The sequence below is a fragment of the Pontibacter sp. LHS2 genome (genome assembly GCF_058932845.1).
Genome location: NZ_JBZYWG010000004.1, coordinates 119,419 through 135,774 on the forward strand (window position 1 = coordinate 119,419; position 16,356 = coordinate 135,774).

16 protein-coding genes are annotated in these 16,356 nt (G+C 47.8%); 12 read left to right on the top strand and 4 right to left on the bottom strand.

All coding sequences use genetic code 11. From position 1 onward, the window contains the following. Positions 1 to 218: 218 nt before the first annotated feature. Positions 219 to 1,127, top strand: coding sequence for an NAD(P)/FAD-dependent oxidoreductase (locus tag AC5FX6_RS18450; RefSeq protein WP_493598438.1), 909 nt, complete (start codon positions 219 to 221; stop codon positions 1,125 to 1,127). Here the strand turns inward: AC5FX6_RS18450 and AC5FX6_RS18455 are convergent. Next, positions 1,124 to 1,969, bottom strand: a complete 846-nt coding sequence (locus tag AC5FX6_RS18455) for a cyanophycinase (protein WP_493598439.1) — start codon at positions 1,967 to 1,969, stop codon at positions 1,124 to 1,126. The genes AC5FX6_RS18450 and AC5FX6_RS18455 overlap by 4 nt on opposite strands. A gap of 352 nt (positions 1,970 to 2,321) precedes the next feature. Here AC5FX6_RS18455 and AC5FX6_RS18460 point away from each other — a divergent pair, with 352 nt between their 5' ends. Genes AC5FX6_RS18460 through AC5FX6_RS18470 form a run of 3 tightly spaced genes read left to right on the top strand, consistent with a single transcriptional unit; the run spans position 2,322 to position 2,942 of the window. Next, positions 2,322 to 2,498 carry a hypothetical protein gene (locus AC5FX6_RS18460; RefSeq protein WP_493598440.1) on the top strand — a complete coding sequence of 59 codons (177 nt, stop codon included), beginning with the start codon at positions 2,322 to 2,324 and terminating at the stop codon, positions 2,496 to 2,498. 50 nt (positions 2,499 to 2,548) lie between these two features. Continuing rightward, positions 2,549 to 2,725 carry a hypothetical protein gene (locus tag AC5FX6_RS18465; protein ID WP_493598441.1) on the top strand — a complete coding sequence of 59 codons (177 nt, stop codon included), beginning with the start codon at positions 2,549 to 2,551 and terminating at the stop codon, positions 2,723 to 2,725. Positions 2,726 to 2,777: 52 nt separating this feature from the next. Then, the gene (locus AC5FX6_RS18470) at positions 2,778 to 2,942 is read left to right on the top strand and encodes a hypothetical protein (RefSeq protein WP_493598442.1); all 165 of its coding nucleotides are present in this window, start codon (positions 2,778 to 2,780) and stop codon (positions 2,940 to 2,942) included. A 177-nt stretch (positions 2,943 to 3,119) separates the two neighbouring features. On the opposite strand, the gene AC5FX6_RS18475 is transcribed toward AC5FX6_RS18470, so the two are convergent. Beyond that, the gene (locus AC5FX6_RS18475; protein WP_493598443.1) at positions 3,120 to 3,764 is read right to left on the bottom strand and encodes a hypothetical protein; all 645 of its coding nucleotides are present in this window, start codon (positions 3,762 to 3,764) and stop codon (positions 3,120 to 3,122) included. 202 nt (positions 3,765 to 3,966) lie between these two features. Beyond that, positions 3,967 to 4,383, bottom strand: coding sequence for an alternative ribosome rescue aminoacyl-tRNA hydrolase ArfB (gene arfB, locus AC5FX6_RS18480; protein ID WP_493598444.1), 417 nt, complete (start codon positions 4,381 to 4,383; stop codon positions 3,967 to 3,969). Between the two features lie 135 nt (positions 4,384 to 4,518). Here arfB and AC5FX6_RS18485 point away from each other — a divergent pair, with 135 nt between their 5' ends. From AC5FX6_RS18485 to AC5FX6_RS18500, 4 genes are all read left to right on the top strand, one after another. After that, positions 4,519 to 5,430, top strand: coding sequence for an alpha/beta fold hydrolase (locus AC5FX6_RS18485; RefSeq protein WP_493598445.1), 912 nt, complete (start codon positions 4,519 to 4,521; stop codon positions 5,428 to 5,430). 132 nt (positions 5,431 to 5,562) lie between these two features. Continuing rightward, positions 5,563 to 6,549, top strand: a complete 987-nt coding sequence (locus tag AC5FX6_RS18490) for a TIGR03885 family FMN-dependent LLM class oxidoreductase (protein ID WP_493598446.1) — start codon at positions 5,563 to 5,565, stop codon at positions 6,547 to 6,549. Between the two features lie 82 nt (positions 6,550 to 6,631). Then, positions 6,632 to 7,711, top strand: a complete 1,080-nt coding sequence (locus tag AC5FX6_RS18495; RefSeq protein WP_493598447.1) for a site-2 protease family protein — start codon at positions 6,632 to 6,634, stop codon at positions 7,709 to 7,711. 190 nt (positions 7,712 to 7,901) lie between these two features. Beyond that, positions 7,902 to 10,073, top strand: coding sequence for a T9SS type A sorting domain-containing protein (locus AC5FX6_RS18500; protein ID WP_493598448.1), 2,172 nt, complete (start codon positions 7,902 to 7,904; stop codon positions 10,071 to 10,073). A gap of 50 nt (positions 10,074 to 10,123) precedes the next feature. Here AC5FX6_RS18500 and AC5FX6_RS18505 read toward each other — a convergent pair whose 3' ends face one another. Further along, complete coding sequence (locus AC5FX6_RS18505) at positions 10,124 to 10,597, bottom strand: Hsp20/alpha crystallin family protein (protein ID WP_493598449.1); 474 nt, start codon at positions 10,595 to 10,597, stop codon at positions 10,124 to 10,126. A 605-nt stretch (positions 10,598 to 11,202) separates the two neighbouring features. On the opposite strand from AC5FX6_RS18505, the gene AC5FX6_RS18510 reads away from it, so the two are divergent. The 4 genes from AC5FX6_RS18510 to AC5FX6_RS18525 all read left to right on the top strand — a co-directional run bounded on the left by AC5FX6_RS18510 (position 11,203) and on the right by AC5FX6_RS18525 (position 16,345). Then, a complete protein-coding gene (locus tag AC5FX6_RS18510) occupies positions 11,203 to 12,096 on the top strand; it encodes a DUF3667 domain-containing protein (RefSeq protein WP_493598450.1) in 894 nt (297 codons plus the stop codon). 18 nt (positions 12,097 to 12,114) lie between these two features. Beyond that, positions 12,115 to 13,497: a dGTP triphosphohydrolase gene (dgt, locus tag AC5FX6_RS18515; protein WP_493598451.1), complete on the top strand. Its 1,383-nt coding sequence runs from the start codon at positions 12,115 to 12,117 to the stop codon at positions 13,495 to 13,497. A 9-nt stretch (positions 13,498 to 13,506) separates the two neighbouring features. Beyond that, positions 13,507 to 14,712 (top strand): hypothetical protein, encoded by a 1,206-nt coding sequence (locus tag AC5FX6_RS18520; RefSeq protein ID WP_493598452.1) that lies wholly within the window; start codon positions 13,507 to 13,509, stop codon positions 14,710 to 14,712. Between the two features lie 295 nt (positions 14,713 to 15,007). Continuing rightward, on the top strand, positions 15,008 to 16,345 hold the full coding sequence (locus AC5FX6_RS18525; protein ID WP_493598453.1) for a M16 family metallopeptidase: 1,338 nt from the start codon (positions 15,008 to 15,010) through the stop codon (positions 16,343 to 16,345). Positions 16,346 to 16,356: the final 11 nt, after the last annotated feature.

A 16,356-nucleotide genomic window follows, 5' to 3' on the forward strand; every position in this document is an offset into this window, starting at 1 on the left:
AAATGTAGGGTGTTAATAAGGTAAAACAAATATATAAAACATTCATGCTTCCAAAAGCACATACACTACCTTTTTTCAAATAAAATCAATTTTTAGTCGAAAAAATATTAGCCCCCTCAAAACTACATTGAACAAAGGATGGGGAAAGCAGTTTTTTTGCTGTGAAAGCTATCTCAAAAAGGGATTCTGCGTTTATAGAGTCTCAACTCAAAACCCCAATGAAAGAACAATACGACGTGATTATAATAGGCGGAGGCCCTGCCGGGCTGAACGCCGCCATGATATTAGGGCGCTCGCGCCGCAAAGTGCTTTTATTTGACAGCGGCAAGCCCCGAAATCGCTGGGCAACAAGCATGAATGGATTTTTGTCAAGCGACGGAGTGAACCCGCGCGACTTTATTAAGAAAGGGCGCGAAGAGCTTAAAAAGTATGATGTGCACATACTTGACCGTGCTGTAGTAACTGCCACTTACAGCAAAGGCCAATACATAGTAGACGATGAAGACGGGAAAGTATACCATTCCCGCAAAATGCTGTTGGCGACCGGCCTTAAGGACGCACTGCCTGAAGTGGAAGGTATAGAGGAACTTTACGGTAAAAGTGTGCACCACTGCCCCTATTGCGATGGCTGGGAAAGCCGTGATAAAGCCATTGCCGTTTATGGAAAAGACCGCAACGGTATAGGCCAGGCCCTCGCCATGAAAAACTGGAGCGACGATGTGACCCTTTATACAGACGGCACTCAGAAACTGAATAACAAAGATATGGAGCTGCTGAAGCTGAACGGCGTGAAGGTATGCACAGAGGCCATCTCCCGTGTAGAGGGAGAGGATGGCATGCTACAGCAGATCGTATTAAAAAACGGACAGTCAAAACCGCAGGAAGCGCTGTTCTTTTCCGGCGAAACCAGTCAGCAGTCAGATATAGGCCGGCAGCTTGGCTGTGAGTTCACCGGCAAGGGCGTGATTAAGACACGGCGCCTCCAGCAAGCCAACATCCCAGGCCTTTATGTAGCCGGGGACGCGGCCCGTGACATGCAACTCGTTATAGTAGCTGCGGCTGAGGGCGCGAAGGCCGGGGTGGCCATCAACATGGAGTTGCAGCAGGAAGACAGGGTGAAAGCCTAAACCATGCTGGCAGTAGCATCGCTAGCCTCTTCAGCAGGGCTAGGCAGATGCTGCTCCACTGGTTGGAAGAGATGCTCCTGTAAACAGTAGCGGTAACCTTCAACCAGCATGTGCATGATCAGGTGCTCCACAGCTATAGGCTCGTTTTCAGACACACGCCTTGTGTTCGTGAACCGGATCTTACTGGCATCTATAATCGTGACCACGCCTGTTCCGAACACTTCAATCTTATTCCCCTCTTTTATAATGATCCCGGTCTCTTCGCTCAACCCGACACCAACATACGCCGGGTCATGCGCCACAGCATGTGCCAGCCGCCCAAAACGGCCGCGCTCTACAAAGTGCGTGTCGATGTATACGTTGCTGATCAAACCAAACCCGATCGTAGTTTTCATCTCCCCTTTGATTAGGGAGTAGTGTCCGTAACCATCATAGATCATGCGGTCAGACATGACAGCTGCACCTGCACTGGTTCCTGCTATGATGATAGGCTCCTGGTGGTAGCGACGGCGCATGATCTCAAGCAGTTGCGTGCCGTTCAAGAACTCTGTTAAACGAACCTGGTCTCCGCCCGTAAAAAAGATAACGTCAGCCTGCTGGATGCGGCTGATATATGCTGGCTGGTCGGCAGCGTGGTTTTCATCTATGAGCATGAACTGCACACAGCCACAGCCTAACTCCTCAAAGGCTTCCTTGTATGCCTTCCCAGATTCCTCTGGGTCACTGGTAGCAGTTGCTATTACTTCTATACGAGACTGAATCGGGCATATCTCAGACCTGATCAACTTAATCAAATCATCATCATACCCTCCTCCGAGCGCTATTAAAGTGCCTTTATACATAAGTGCTCTAGTTTGTTTGATTATCCACGTTCACTTTACCATAAACGCTTACATACTTCCTATTTAAGTATTCGAGAAAGTCTAAAAGCAGCTGGGCTGCACAGTACCTTCTGTTACTTGTGTTCATTTCCGAACTAACAACTGTACGCTATTGGACGGTTTTAGTAAACGAACAAATAGTTTAAATTCACAACAAGCTGAAAAACAATAAGTTACAGGAGTGGCACATAAAATGTAATATGCTCATCATAAATAAAAAATATTTTAGAAACGCCAAGCAACCTTTTACCTAACTCTACTATCTATTAAGTACTTAGAAAATGAAACGAAAAACCTTATAAATCTTACAGTCATGAAAATTGTCATCTTATTATTCGCCATAGTACTCGGTTTCGGAGCCACCTGCAAAAAGACTGCAGACGACATAAAAGTAACAGCCGACAAGTACAAACTGCAGCAAGAGCAGAAAGAGCTGCGCAGCTATCCTAACCTGTTGCCAGAAGTGCTGATCGTAGCGCCAAAGGCCTAACATTCTGATTGATCATAACCCTGTCATACACCATCTTAATTTAAAGCACTATGAAAATCCTAATTCTTTTGTTTGGACTTACAGCCGCCCTGGGCACTGCAGGCAAGAAAACCGCCAGCGATATAGAAGAGATAAAGCATCGCCAGGAACTGAAGGAGCTAAAGCGTTACCCAAACCTACTTCCGGAGGTAGTGATTACTATTTCGCGTGACTCTCTTATAGAGTAGCATACCTGATTAAGCCGTTTTCTTAACCCCGCCATTAGTACCAAATAAAACCATGAAAATCATCATTCTTTTGCTTGCTTTGGTAGCCGCATTTGGCTTCGCCATGAAGAAAACTATTGACGAGCGTACATTGCTGGCTGATCGCCTGCAACAGGAACGCCTTACTTTGCTCTACAGCCCCGAAGCACCTGCTTCCCAGCCTGTGGCCCTACTGTAGCACTGCCCCCTTTACCGGGCCGACGCCTTGCTGCATAACAGGACTTATACCTTGGCCCAGCACAACTCCAGGTTCTTCTTTAAGCTGACCTAAAGCGCTCACCCAAACTGAGCGAACAAAAAGATATTGCCCTTAAAACAGTAATCGCCCGACTCGTATGGGGTCGGGCGACTGCTACTAATTTTCCTTCTTCTTGAATATCTTGTTCAGGTCGATGCGCTTCTCAGGCTCAGGTTCGGGAGCAGGTTCTTCTTTTTTCCCGAATGGCCATACTTTCTTTTTAGGTGGTTCGGGCTCTTTCTTTTTGCCAAACGGCCAGCCGGACTTCTCTTCTTCCTGCTGCTTACCAAAAGGCCAGATTTTCTTTTTCTCCTTCTTCTCCGGCACGATCACATAGCGGATCGAGATGCCTGTGGCCAGGTTTACCCAGTCCTCGTGGTTGAAGTGCAGTGCCGGTTTCACGTCAGCCGATAGCAAAATGGGCAGTCCGTTTATCTTGTACTCTACCCCCACGATGGCATCCACACCCGTAAATACGCCATAGTCTTTCAGGTTTCCAATGTGGCCGCCGCCGCCCAGGTAGTAATTGAAACGCTTGCCCAGCATAGGCCAGTGACGCTGGTAAAGCAGTGTACCGCTAAATTCACGCGAGCCGACCAAGGCTATACCTTCCAGAGTGGTTTTCTCTGCGATTCGCTGCTGCACGGTAGCTCCAAACTCGTTGCCACCAAGTCGTATACCAGCTGCTGTTCTGTACTTCTGCGCCTGGCTAGCCGTAGCTGCTCCCGCCACCAATAGTATTGTAATGAAAATCTTCTTCATGTGTTGTTTTGGAGTCTGACTCCTGCCGCTGCAAATATCTTACCTATTCTGCACAAAATGCGATGCGTACTTGTCAGCTTACCGATGTTTTTTTGAAAATGCCCTTGGTTACAGTAGCGTGGTACTAAAAGAGCGGGGCAATGGAAACGCCCACAGTGGCAAAACCGGTATATCTAAAAGAAAAATTGTAGCTGGCTATACCTTAAAAGTCACCCTTAAAACCTCCACGACTGGCTTTCTTGTCGGATTGGCGCCGCTTACCTTCGAGGCGTTTTCGCACGGATGCACGTGAGGGCTTGGTGGCTTTACGCTTTTTCTGACGGGTAAGCGCCTGCCGGAGCAATTCGTAGAAGCGCTCGATGCACTGCTCTTTGTTTTGCAGCTGACTACGCTCTGCCTGGCATACCAGCTGTAGCACCCCCTCGTTGTTGATGCGGCTTCCCAACTTTTCCTGCACCAGCGTCTTTTCTTCGTCCGTCAGCAACTCTGAGTTCCCTACATGGAAGCGCAGCTCCACTTTAGAGGCCACTTTGTTTACATTTTGCCCACCTGCGCCTCCACTCCGCGAAGCCTGAAAGCTCAGCTCCCGTTCAAAGTCACGTTCTCTTATATCTGCCATACCTATGCTATACCTCTCAAATCAATCTTGTAGCCAGTTCTTTGTACCTGTTCACCAATAATATGCAGCAAATATGCGTCTTTTCATCTTTTTGAGCGTCTTTTGTGAAATTTTTGATCACCTAATTCAGCTTTTATGATAAAGTTACGCTTTGTTTGCCTGCTACTCACACTCCTGGTGCTGCCACAACTCACGCAGGCAGTCAGCAAGTCATTTTACTTCACCACCTCTGACGGTGTGCAGCTATACGTGCGCATGGCAGGTGAAGGCAAGCCCTGCCTTTTCATACATGGCGGCCCCGGCTCCTGGACCAAGTACTTTTATGCCTTGGGCGGAGATGTGGTGGAGCAGGACATGACCATGATCTACGTAGATCAGCGCGGCTGCGGCCGCTCCTCCAGTTCCGAAACCAAAGACTATTCACTGGCCCGCGTGGTGCAGGACTTTGAAGAGCTGCGCGAGCACCTGGGCTATAAAAAATGGATGATCATGCCGCACTCTTTTGGTGGTACCATTGCGACAGAATATGCTTACCAACACCCGAAGCGTGTCAGTGCTGCCATTTTTGTAAATTCCACGCTATACCTGAACGATGCCCTGGAAAGTTACATCAAAAACGGCGCTCGCCTGTTGGGCAAGCCTGAGTCTGACTTCCGCAAAACGGACGGCTCAATCGGTGAAGCCCTGAATGGAGTAGCCTACCAACTGAACCAACAGGATGTGATGTACAAAATGATGTATCCTGAAAAGGAGATGTTTGACCAGATGAACGCCGTGATGGATACTACGCTCAATTGGGACTTTGGCAGTAAGGTATGGGACTTCCCGGAATACGCGCAGGACTTCACCATTAAGAGCGCATCGCTTAAAATGCCAGTGCTTGTAATTTCAGGCAACAATGACTTATCAGTAGGACCTGAACATTATAAGCTGTTCAAGTTTAGGAAAGCCACTTACCGGCCGATGGCAACGGGCCATTGCCCTTACCAGGAACAGACGGCACTATTCCACGAGCATGTGAAATCCTTCCTGGCGAAGGTAAAATAACCCGGACTATCTACCTAGGAAAAAGAGGGGCAGGCCATATCGGTTTGCTCCTTTTTTTGTGTCTTCAGCTTGCCACGAAACCAAAGCGCAAAGCATCGCCGTATGCCATAGAATAAATTCGTGGCTATACCTATGAACCAAAACAATCATACACTCCGAATCGGCTATCATGCCTCGCACGAACAGTTTAAGCCAAGCGAGCTACTCCGGTATGTGCAACAGGCCGAGCAGGCGGGCTTTAATGCTTCGATGTCATCTGACCACTATGCACCCTGGAGCCTCGACCAAGGGGAAAGCGGCTTTGCCTGGTCCTGGCTTGGAGCGGCTATGCAGGCCACACAATTGCCTTTTGGGATCGTCAATGCGCCAGGTCAGCGTTACCATCCGGCCATTATCGCGCAGGCAGCTGCCACCCTCGCTGAGATGTTTCCGGAGCGCTTTTGGGTAGCCATGGGCAGCGGACAGTACATCAATGAGCAGATTACAGGCGAGCACTGGCCCGTCAAACAAGACCGCAACAACCGACTGAAGGAGTGTGTCGACATTATTCGTGCGCTTTGGGACGGTGAGACTGTCACACATCACGGCTTGGTGAAAGTGGAACAGGCCAAACTCTATACCCGTGCGAAGATAGCCCCTAAGATCATCGGGGCGGCCATCACTGAAGAGACAGCAGAGTGGGTAGGCAGTTGGGCAGACGGCCTGATCACGGTATCAAAGCCGCCAAAGGAGCTTAAAAAAATGGTGGATGCTTTCCACAGAGGCGGAGGCGAAGGCAAGCCCATGTACCTGAAAGTGCAGCTCTCCTACGCTAAAGATGAGAAAGAGGCCTTACAGGGAGCGCATGATCAGTGGCGATCCAACATCTTCCCGAGTGCTGTACTCTCCGACATGCGCACAGCCAAGCAACTGGAGCAGGCGGCCATGTTTGTGCGTGAAGAAGACCTGCGTGAGCACGTGCGCATCTCCTCCGAACCAAACCAGCACATGGAATGGCTGCAACAGGATATCGATTTGGGCTTCAGTCAGCTGATTCTGCATAATGTGAACCTGGAGCAGGAGCGCTTTATTGATGTGTTCGGCGACAAGGTCGTGCCGCAGCTTTTGGGTAAGGTATAGCGTTGCAACTAAGCCAGTTCAGCGATTCAACTTATCGCTTATAAGCACGTTACAGGTATAACACGTCACGTATCGACACCCTATGAAATGGTCCCTTAACCTTGGCAGAATAGCAGGCATCAAGATTCTGGTGCACTGGACATTCCTGATCCTGATCGGTTGGATCGTGTTCTCGGAAATGCAGCGCGGTTCCGACCTGACTGCTACACTCCTATCGGTGGCTTTTGTGATGACCATTTTTGTGTGCGTGGTGCTGCACGAGCTTGGGCACGCCCTCACAGCTAGGCGCTATGGGGTCAGCACCAAAATGATTACGCTACTACCCATAGGCGGTGTGGCCAGCCTGGAGCGTATACCTGAAAACCCGAAACAGGAACTCATGATCGCCATTGCCGGTCCTGCCGTGAACGTGGTGATCGCCTTTGTGCTGTGGTTGATTCTTCCTTCTTTGAGCGAATTACCCGGCGAAGAGTTTTTTAGCCGCATCACACCGGCTAACTTCCTGTACCTGTTATTCTTTGTAAACCTGATGCTTGTCATCTTCAATGCTATACCTGCGTTTCCGATGGATGGCGGGCGTGTACTGCGGGCCTTGCTGGCTTTTAAGCTAGGCCGGGTGCGGGCAACCCAGATAGCGGCTAACCTTGGGCAGATGCTGGCCATCTTTTTTGTGTTTATCGGTTTCTTCTACAATCCTTTCCTGATCCTGATCGGCATATTCGTTTTCTTTGGTGCCTGGTCTGAGAACATGATCGTGCAGCATCTTGACTTTCTGCGCGGCCATCTAGTGCGCGAAGGTATGATGACCAATTTTGTGACCCTGGCGCCCACCGAAACCGTACGCGACGCTCTTGCCAAACTTCTCAAAGGCTCGGAGCATGACTTTGTGGTGGAACAGGACGGGCAGGTGGTTGGCACGCTCACTCGTATGCAGCTGATACAAGCTGTAAAGGAGGAGCAGGTGGAGAGTCCGGTTTCGGACATCATGACGCAGGAAGTAAAGGCCTTCAACGTGCAGGACAAATTAGCAGAGGCGTATACGGAACTCCAGAAGACCAAAGCGCCACTCTATCCGGTGCTTGAAAACGGACGTCTGGCTGGCGTGATCAACACTGATAACATCAATGAATTTATCCTGATAAAATCTGCTATGGCGCATTAGTACTTAAAGCCACTACTGCTACATTATAGCTATATACCTGATTTAACGCTTAGGATACACAATTTTATTTATATTTGGCAATGAACTGCGCATACCTCAGCACATTTTTTTGCGTAATAGAACGTTATGGCCGCTTAGGAACGCGACACAATCATTTATCGACAGCAAAACTGACAATCCGCACCAGTCTATGACCACCATACACCTAACACCTGACCGCATGTGGTCACGAAGCGCTGCCATGTTGTTGGCACTCCTTCTTTCGGTGATTTCATTTTCCGCCATCGCTTCCGAAGACTTGCACATGGTCCCTATTCCATTGGAGGAGCGCATAAAAGCAGCCGACATTATAGTGGAAGGCGAGGTTGTGGCCCAACGGTCGTTCTGGGATGCCAGGCAGGAATTTATCTATACAGCGCATTCTGTCCGCTTATTTAAAATATTTAAAGGAGAGTTAAAGGAACGTCAGATAGAGGTAATCACGGAAGGTGGTACAGTAGGCTTGGCCATGCACACCGTATCATCCGCGCTTCAGTTGCAGAAAGGACAGCAGGGTATGTTCTTCCTGACAAGAGGTGCTCCTACAGGTATGGTAGCCACCGCAGCCACTATTATCGCCAGGCCATATGCCAGCCGTCAGGGTTTTGTACGATACGACATAGCACGAGGCATCGCCACTGATCCGTTTAACCAGTATAAATCGGTGCAAGAGGTATACAAAGCTGTGACATCCCGTATGGGGCAACAGTACAGAACGGTTATCGCCAATGATAGATTAGAGTCAGGCCTGAAGGCGCAGCTCCAACAGGAGAGCACGCAGGCAGCGCAGGCTGTGGTTGTGACTGGCTTTAGCCCTGCTCGTACCAGTGCAGGCACGGGGGCCATCCTGACCATCAGCGGTGTAGGCTTCGGCAATTCACGCGGCAACGGCTTTGTGGAGTTTCCCAATGCCGACGATGGAGGTACTACGTTAGTACGCCCTTATGCTTCTGACTACATATCCTGGACCAACACGCAGATCAGAGTAAGAGTACCTTCTTATACCCAGACAGGCGGCACAGCCGGAACAGGCCAGGTTAAAGTAACGGCCAATGACGGGACATCAGGTTTGAGTGTCGGTACGCTCATCATCGAGTTCGCTTATTCGAATGTGGTAGCCGAAGGTGGCAACACCCCTGTTCAACCGGTTCTGATTGATGCCAACCGAAGCGGTGGCTACACAATACAGTTTGCCCCCAGCCTGCAGAACAGAGCAGCTGCTCAGGAAGGCTTCAGACGCGCTGTAAACAATTGGGTGTGTACTACAAACGTAAACTGGGTAATCGGAGCCACTACCACCACAGAAAGCTCAGCCGATGATGGCCGCAGTGTCATTCGCTTTGCCTCTTCTGCTGTAACAGGCCAGGGTGTACTGGCCCGTACGATAAGCAAGTACAGAGGCTGCGTAGCCATCAGCGGCACCCGTCGCGATACGGTTTTCTGGCTCACCGAGTTTGACATGGAAATCAACAGCAACATCACCTGGCAGTACGGACCAGGTGCCCCTGCTGCTAACCAATTCGATTTCGAAACGGTGATCCTGCACGAATTAGGTCATGCACACCAACTTGGCCACGTTATCTTACCGAATACCCTGATGCACTATAATATAGGCCGCAGGACCCAGATCCGTGACCTGACACCTCCAGATATTGCAGGCGCCAACCTGGTTCTAAACCGAAGCCTGGCCCCTCCAGCCTGTGGCGGACGCTCTCCTATGACACCGAAGCTGGACGGTGAGTGTAACCTGGCCTCCGAGATCTTTACTTTTGACGCTGCCTTTACAAATGCTGGTGCCGTGGACGTGATCTGGACAACAAGTACGGAGCAAGGGGTAAGGCGTTTTGTAATACAGCGCAGCCCGGATGGTCAACAGTGGGAAGACGTAGGCGAAATTCCTGCTTCCGGGCAGGCTCGTGACTATACCTTCACAGATAGCAGCCCATTGCCTCGCCGCAGCTATTACCGTCTGCGTGTCATTTACACTGATAACACGGAAGCGTTCTCAGGCCGTGTGCAGGTGCTCAACCCTAGTGACCTACGTACATTCAGAGTATACCCTAACCCGATCGGGTTAACCACAAATACAGATGGCACACCTAGCGAAACACTGCGGGTGGAGTACCTAGTACGAAGCACCTCCGACCTTCGCATGCAGCTATACGACATGCAAGGCAGGCTGGTGCGTGACCTGGAGGCTACTGTTACCGACGGTACTGACATTATTGAGATCAACGTGTCTGATCTGGCATCGGGCACATATGTGCTTCGCTGGAGCGAGGGTAACAACAGCGGCGTCACGAAAGTGGTCAAAGTGCAATAAACAGGAAAAGGGAGGCCGAAAGCCTCCCTTTTCCTGTTTAGCTCAGCACCTTACTCAATGCTTACACGCTTACGGTTACTGTTGCTTGTTTGCTCTTGCTTTGGTACCGTTATCTTAAGTACACCTTCTTCGTAGCGAGCTTTTATTTCATCTGCCTTTACAGCATCAGGCAGTTTGAACGACCTACTAAATGAGCTGTAGTTATACTCCCGACGGGTATAGCTCTCTTCTTCTGTCGTAGTATCTTGTTCTTTCTGGCTACTGATGGTCAGCATACCTTCGTCTATATCCACCTCAAAATCCTCTTTGGTCATACCTGGGGCAGCTAGCTCAATCATATACTCCCTGTCATTCTCACGGATATTGGTGGCAGGCATATTCCGCATTATCTGACGCCCAATTTGTGCTGGCATTCGTAGCAGATCATTTTCAAAAAAACGATCCACGTCACTGAAAAAATCTGTGAAGAACGATTTAGGGGTAAGGCTTTCACCTCCCGTACGTTCTTTTCTCATTGGCTTCATAGTTACACCTCCTTTTTTGCTTTGGTTAAACATCTTATCTGGTCATTATCACTACGTTAGCATAACCTTCATTAATTTTTACGCCTTGATTTTTTTATAGTTCAACCAAGAATAAAAATAAAAAAAGCGGCCAGAAACAAATTTATGTTTCTGGCCGCTTTTCAGGGTAATGTTTGTTTTCAGATGTCAAGGCATACGCTCCAGGAGCGTAAGCGCATACCCGACGCGGGGTTTAGTCAGTAGCTCGCACTTTGTTTCATAGCTTGGAAAGGGACAGTCTGTTTTGCATTGCTCGGAATAGGCTCGAGTAACTATACAAATGTTGTAAAACATCAGTTGTACACAAAGGAGAGTTTACCCTAAAAGGTAACTTTGATAATAGCTGTATAAATCTTAATTTTCAGTTTATAAAGTCACCCAATAGCCTAGGACCGCATGCAATTGATTTGAAAAAATTACAAAAAGTAACATTTCAAAATACCTATACATTGTTATAACAACGGATTATTATACCTACCTAAAGCCCTTAGAATGAAAGCTATGGTAGTTTTATTATAGTGAGTATGCTATATTTGATTTTCAAGTAAGTTGCTTGACGCGTACCTATGGCCAAGAAAAGACGAAAATTTGTACAATGCCCCAATTGCGGCTATACCTTTGAAGAGGTTAACAATTACTGCCCTAACTGCGGACAGGAAAACCACGACCTGAATGTTCCTGTTAAGCACCTGGTAGAAGAGTTTTTTGAGAGCACCCTGCACTACGACACAAAATTCTGGCGCACGCTTAAATACCTGATTACCCGCCCCGGCTATCTGACTGAGAAGTTCAACCTGGGCAAGAGAGTATCCTATGTACCGCCTTTCAGGCTTTATGTATTTGTCAGTATCTTCTTCTTCACTACCATTGCCTTATTTGCCTCAGATGGTATTGTGGTGAATGATGCAGATAGCGCAACAGAACAACTGAACAACACCAATCCTGAAGCAGCCGCCCAGATCATGAGAGCAGACTCAGTGGCCAGACCATGGGTTGGACTAAGCCCCAACGATACAGCAGCCGTCATACTCAATGAAGAGGTGGATAACAAGTTCAGAAACTTTGTCAAGAATCAGGAACAGGCACGCCAGAAGCTTTTAAAGAACATCTCCTTTATGATGTTTGTACTTATGCCCTTCTTTGGCTTTATTCTATACCTGTTTTATCGGTCTCAGCGCCGTAATTACGTGGAGCATCTGATGTTCTCTGTTCATTTCCATACCTTTGTTTTCCTGCTGATCATATTTGCTGTACTCGTAGAGGTCGTCTTCAGTAAGTTTGACACCAATGGCTGGGTATTCCTGATCAGCATGGCCTATTTGTTTTTTGCGTTGCGCTATGTTTATAAAGAAACCTTACTGCGCACAGCGGTCAAACTGATTCCGATCGGCTTAACATATCTGATCTCATTGGCTATATTATTTGTAGCTACTGTTGGCATAAGCGTGCTCTTCAGTTAATCTATACCTTATTATTACATGACTACTACCTCCTGGAAACGCTTAATTTCTAAAAAACGCTTCGAGACGACCGATAGCAAATACAATTCGGATGAATCGGTGCGTGGTGAGTTTCAACGGGACTACGACCGCATTGTCTTCTCTTCGGCTTTCCGCCGCCTTCAGAACAAGACGCAGGTCATGCCAATGCCAGAAAGCGACTTTGTGCATACCCGTCTCACACATAGTTTGGAGGCGTCAGTTGTGGGACGCTCACTTGGTCGTATCGTTGGCAAAAGCATACTGGAGCGCTATCCTGAGCTGACAGGAGATAAGAATATACAGGAAGCTGACTTTGGCGATATCGTAGCTGCTGCCTGTTTAGCCCACGACATAGGCAACCCGCCTTTTGGTCATTCCGGGGAAGACGCCATTTCAGCTTACTTCCTAAGTGAAGAGGCCCACCCTTTTTTAACAAACCTGACAGATGCGCAGAAAGCCGACTTGCAGCGTTTTGAGGGCAATGCGGCTGGTTTCAGAGTACTCACCTATACCTACCCGGCACACTGCAAGCTACCCGATGGCGTCAGTCACAGTGGTCTAGCACTGACCTTTACGACGCTGGCAACATTCACAAAGTACCCTAAGGAGTCGCTGCCAGAGATGAAAGGCACGAAAAGTACAAGTGAAAAGAAGTATGGCTTTTTCCAGACCGAGAAAGCTTGGTTCGACACCATTGCACAGGAATTAGGCCTTTTGGGGAAAGGAATTGACGACCAGGTATTTTATCATCGTCACCCGCTGGCATTTCTGGTGGAAGCTGCAGACGACATTTGCTATCGCATTATCGATTTTGAAGATGGGCTACGGCTTGGCCTGGTACCGCACCAGCAAGGTATAGCCCTGCTGCGCCAAATTCTCAACGATGACCCTAATCGTGTTTCCAGCCTCACTTTTTATGACTGGCGTGAGGAGATTGGTTACCTGCGTGCCCGTATCATCGGAAATCTCATTCAGGAAACCAGCCAGATCTTTCTGCAACATGAAGACGCTATACTAGCGGGCACGTATGACAAGCCGCTGATCAACGAACTCACTTGCAAGCCCGTGCTTGACGAAATTCAAAGTTTGTCTATCGCCTTGATTTACCGGAACAAACCGGTACTGGAGATCGAGGCAGCAGGTTTCGAAGTGCTGGGCGGCTTGCTGGATGCCTGTATGAAAGCCGCATTTCGCCAGGAATCTAAGCACCACCGCAAAATAGCTGACCTCATACCACAGCACTACCTCAAGCTACCTGAAGGCGCCTCCGACTACGAGCGCATCATCCATATCACGGATTACGTGACCAGCCTCACCGACCAGGCTGCACTAGGACTGTATCGAAAGATAAAGGGGATTGAATTGCCGAGGATGTATTAGGGGTGAAGAATGTTGATTAGTCGTTTCTTTAAGGCAGATCTATATTTATTGCTGCTTTACCTGCTTACTGCTGCAATTATTCTTTTTAGAGTGAATGTTGAAGGCACAGGATATACCACACCTGATTCATTAGCATACCTGGATGCTGCCCAAAATTTTAAAGATGGGCATGGCTTCTACGAAACGGACGCTTCAGGCAATAAAGATAAACTTTTTACAAAGTGGCCTATTGGTTACCCAATACTGATTTTTCTGACATCAGCGATAAGTGGCCTAGATGTCTTCTGGGCTTCAAAATTGCTCAATCTGCTTTTGTTGGCTGGTATCTTTTTGTTTCTCCGGAGCATTTGCATTAACTATTCTTTTGTGCTCGCTTCCATATGCTCAAGCTACACTTTACTGGAAATTTATAGTTCTACCTGGTCAGAAGCACCGTTTCTACTCATACTACTTCTCATTGCTAAACTGACCTTACATACCTATAATGGTTTTTCAATTCCACGTAATGCATTGCTCATCTTCTTGGCTTGCATTGGTTTGTTTATGTTACGGTATGCTGGTATTTTTTCATTGAGCATACCCGCCATATTATGTCTATATTTTTACTTTATCGGAAACTCTAAGGGCGCATTCGCTTTCTTTTCTTTTTCAGTATTAACGGCACTTTCATTCTCCAGCTACCTTCTTATTAATTACCAACTCAGCGGATATGCGACTGGCCTTGACAGACTGGAGACTGAAACTGAAACGTTCTCAACTTTCCTCTTCATGTCCCTCAGAGGCCTCCTCAACGAATTCCTTATCATCCGCGAATACAGACCACAGAACCAACCCGACTACTTACTTTACATCACAGCGATCATCCAATTGGTCGTACTTACCTTTATCACGATTAAGATAAAAAGACATTATAACTTCTGGAAGGAGCTTAAACAAAACAGCTTCTCGATGATATGCATCGGTATAGCGCTCCTATACCTGTTTGCTATTTTAGCACTTCGCTTTGTATCTCACTTTGATGCACTCGACTATAGGCTACTTGCTCCTTTTAGCTTTCCACTATTCGTTGGGCTAGTTTATACCTTAGTCTCGCTTCCTGATAAACACCGAGATATTATTCAGGCGAAGTATGCCCTCTTTGCTTTTTTCCTGTTATCGCTCTTTCTTAACCTACCTAAAAAATTCATCTTACAGCAATTGGAGCAGCTTTTATAAATTAAGCTTTATGTTAGCCAAGAAGAGCTTTGACAGGACGAAACACTTCCAATCCCTGTAATTCAACTCCAGGTAAGAGCCCCGATGTCAACACTAATAAATTAAGGTTTAAATTACTCTTCGCACGCCTCTTCATCCCACAAATTCTCCTATTCATCTGCCTCTCCTCCCTATTTGTAGAGCAATCCTGCGGGTTCAGCTATTTGTGGAAAACCCCTCTAAGTTTTAGATTAATTTTATAGTTTCTATAACACATGTTGTGTATAGAGCTTTACTATTCCTAAACAATCATTTTATGAAACGTAAGCTTCTCCTTTGCCTTATGTGGTGCGCTACAGGCTTTGCTGCCTTCGCCCAGACTAAGAGCAATAAGATCGAATTCACGGAGTATACGCTCCCGAACGGGCTGCATGTCATCTTGCACAAGGACAACTCTACCCCTAATGTGGCGGTGTCGGTGCTGTATCATGTGGGTTCTAAAAACGAGGTGAAAGGCCGTACAGGCTTTGCGCACTTTTTCGAGCACCTGATGTTCGAAGGCACTGAGAACATTGAACGTGGCCAATACATGAACATGGTGCAGGCTGCCGGTGGCTCACTTAACGCCAACACATCGTTTGACCGTACTTATTACTATGAGTTGTTGCCTTCTAACCAACTGGCGCTTGGTCTTTGGATGGAAGCGGAGCGTATGGTAGGTGCCAAAGTGGACGAAGTAGGCGTAGAGACGCAGCGTAAAGTAGTACAGGAAGAGAAGCGTATGCGCGTGGACAACCAGCCTTACGGTACTATCCTGGAAAACACGTTCGGCCTTGCTTACACAGAGCATCCGTACAAAATCACGCCAATCGGTACTTTCGAAGACTTGAACAACGCGAAAATCGAGGAATTCCGCGATTTTTATAAGACCTTCTATGTACCGAATAACGCTACGCTTTCTATCGCCGGCGATATCAACATCGACGAGACCAAGAAGCTGATTGAGCAGTATTTCGCGAAAATTCCGAAAGGCACGCAGGAGATTCCAAGACCAAAGGTTGTAGAGCCAGCCCAGACAGAAGAGCGTCGTAAGATCGTGTATGACAACATCCAGTTGCCAGCCGTTATTCAGGCGTACCACATTCCGGCACAAGGCACTGAAGATCACTATGCCCTTTCTATGCTGACTACGCTGCTTTCTGGTGGCAAGAGTGCCCGTATGCCGAAGGCTATCGTGGACAAGCAGCAGAAAGCGGTTGCAGCCCTTTCTATCCCTTTCCCGACAGAAGACCCAGGCTTGTTCCTGACCTATGCGATTGCTAACATGGGAGTGGATGTGAAAGATCTTGAAGCCGCTGTGGATGCAGAGATTGAGCTAGTAAAAAAGGAGTTGATCAGCGAGCGTGAGTTCCAGAAACTGCGCAACCAAATGGAAAGTCAGTTTGTGCAGCAGAACAGCACCGTAGCTGGCCGTGCCGAAAATCTGGCTAACTACCATGTATATTATGGTGACGCTAATCTGATCAACAACGAGATTGACCGCTACATGAAAGTGACGAAAGAAGACATTCAGCGTGTAGCCAACAAGTACCTCACCAAAAACAACCGCGTGGTGTTGCACTATCTGCCAAAGTCAGCTCAACAAAGCAATTAATTTAGATGATC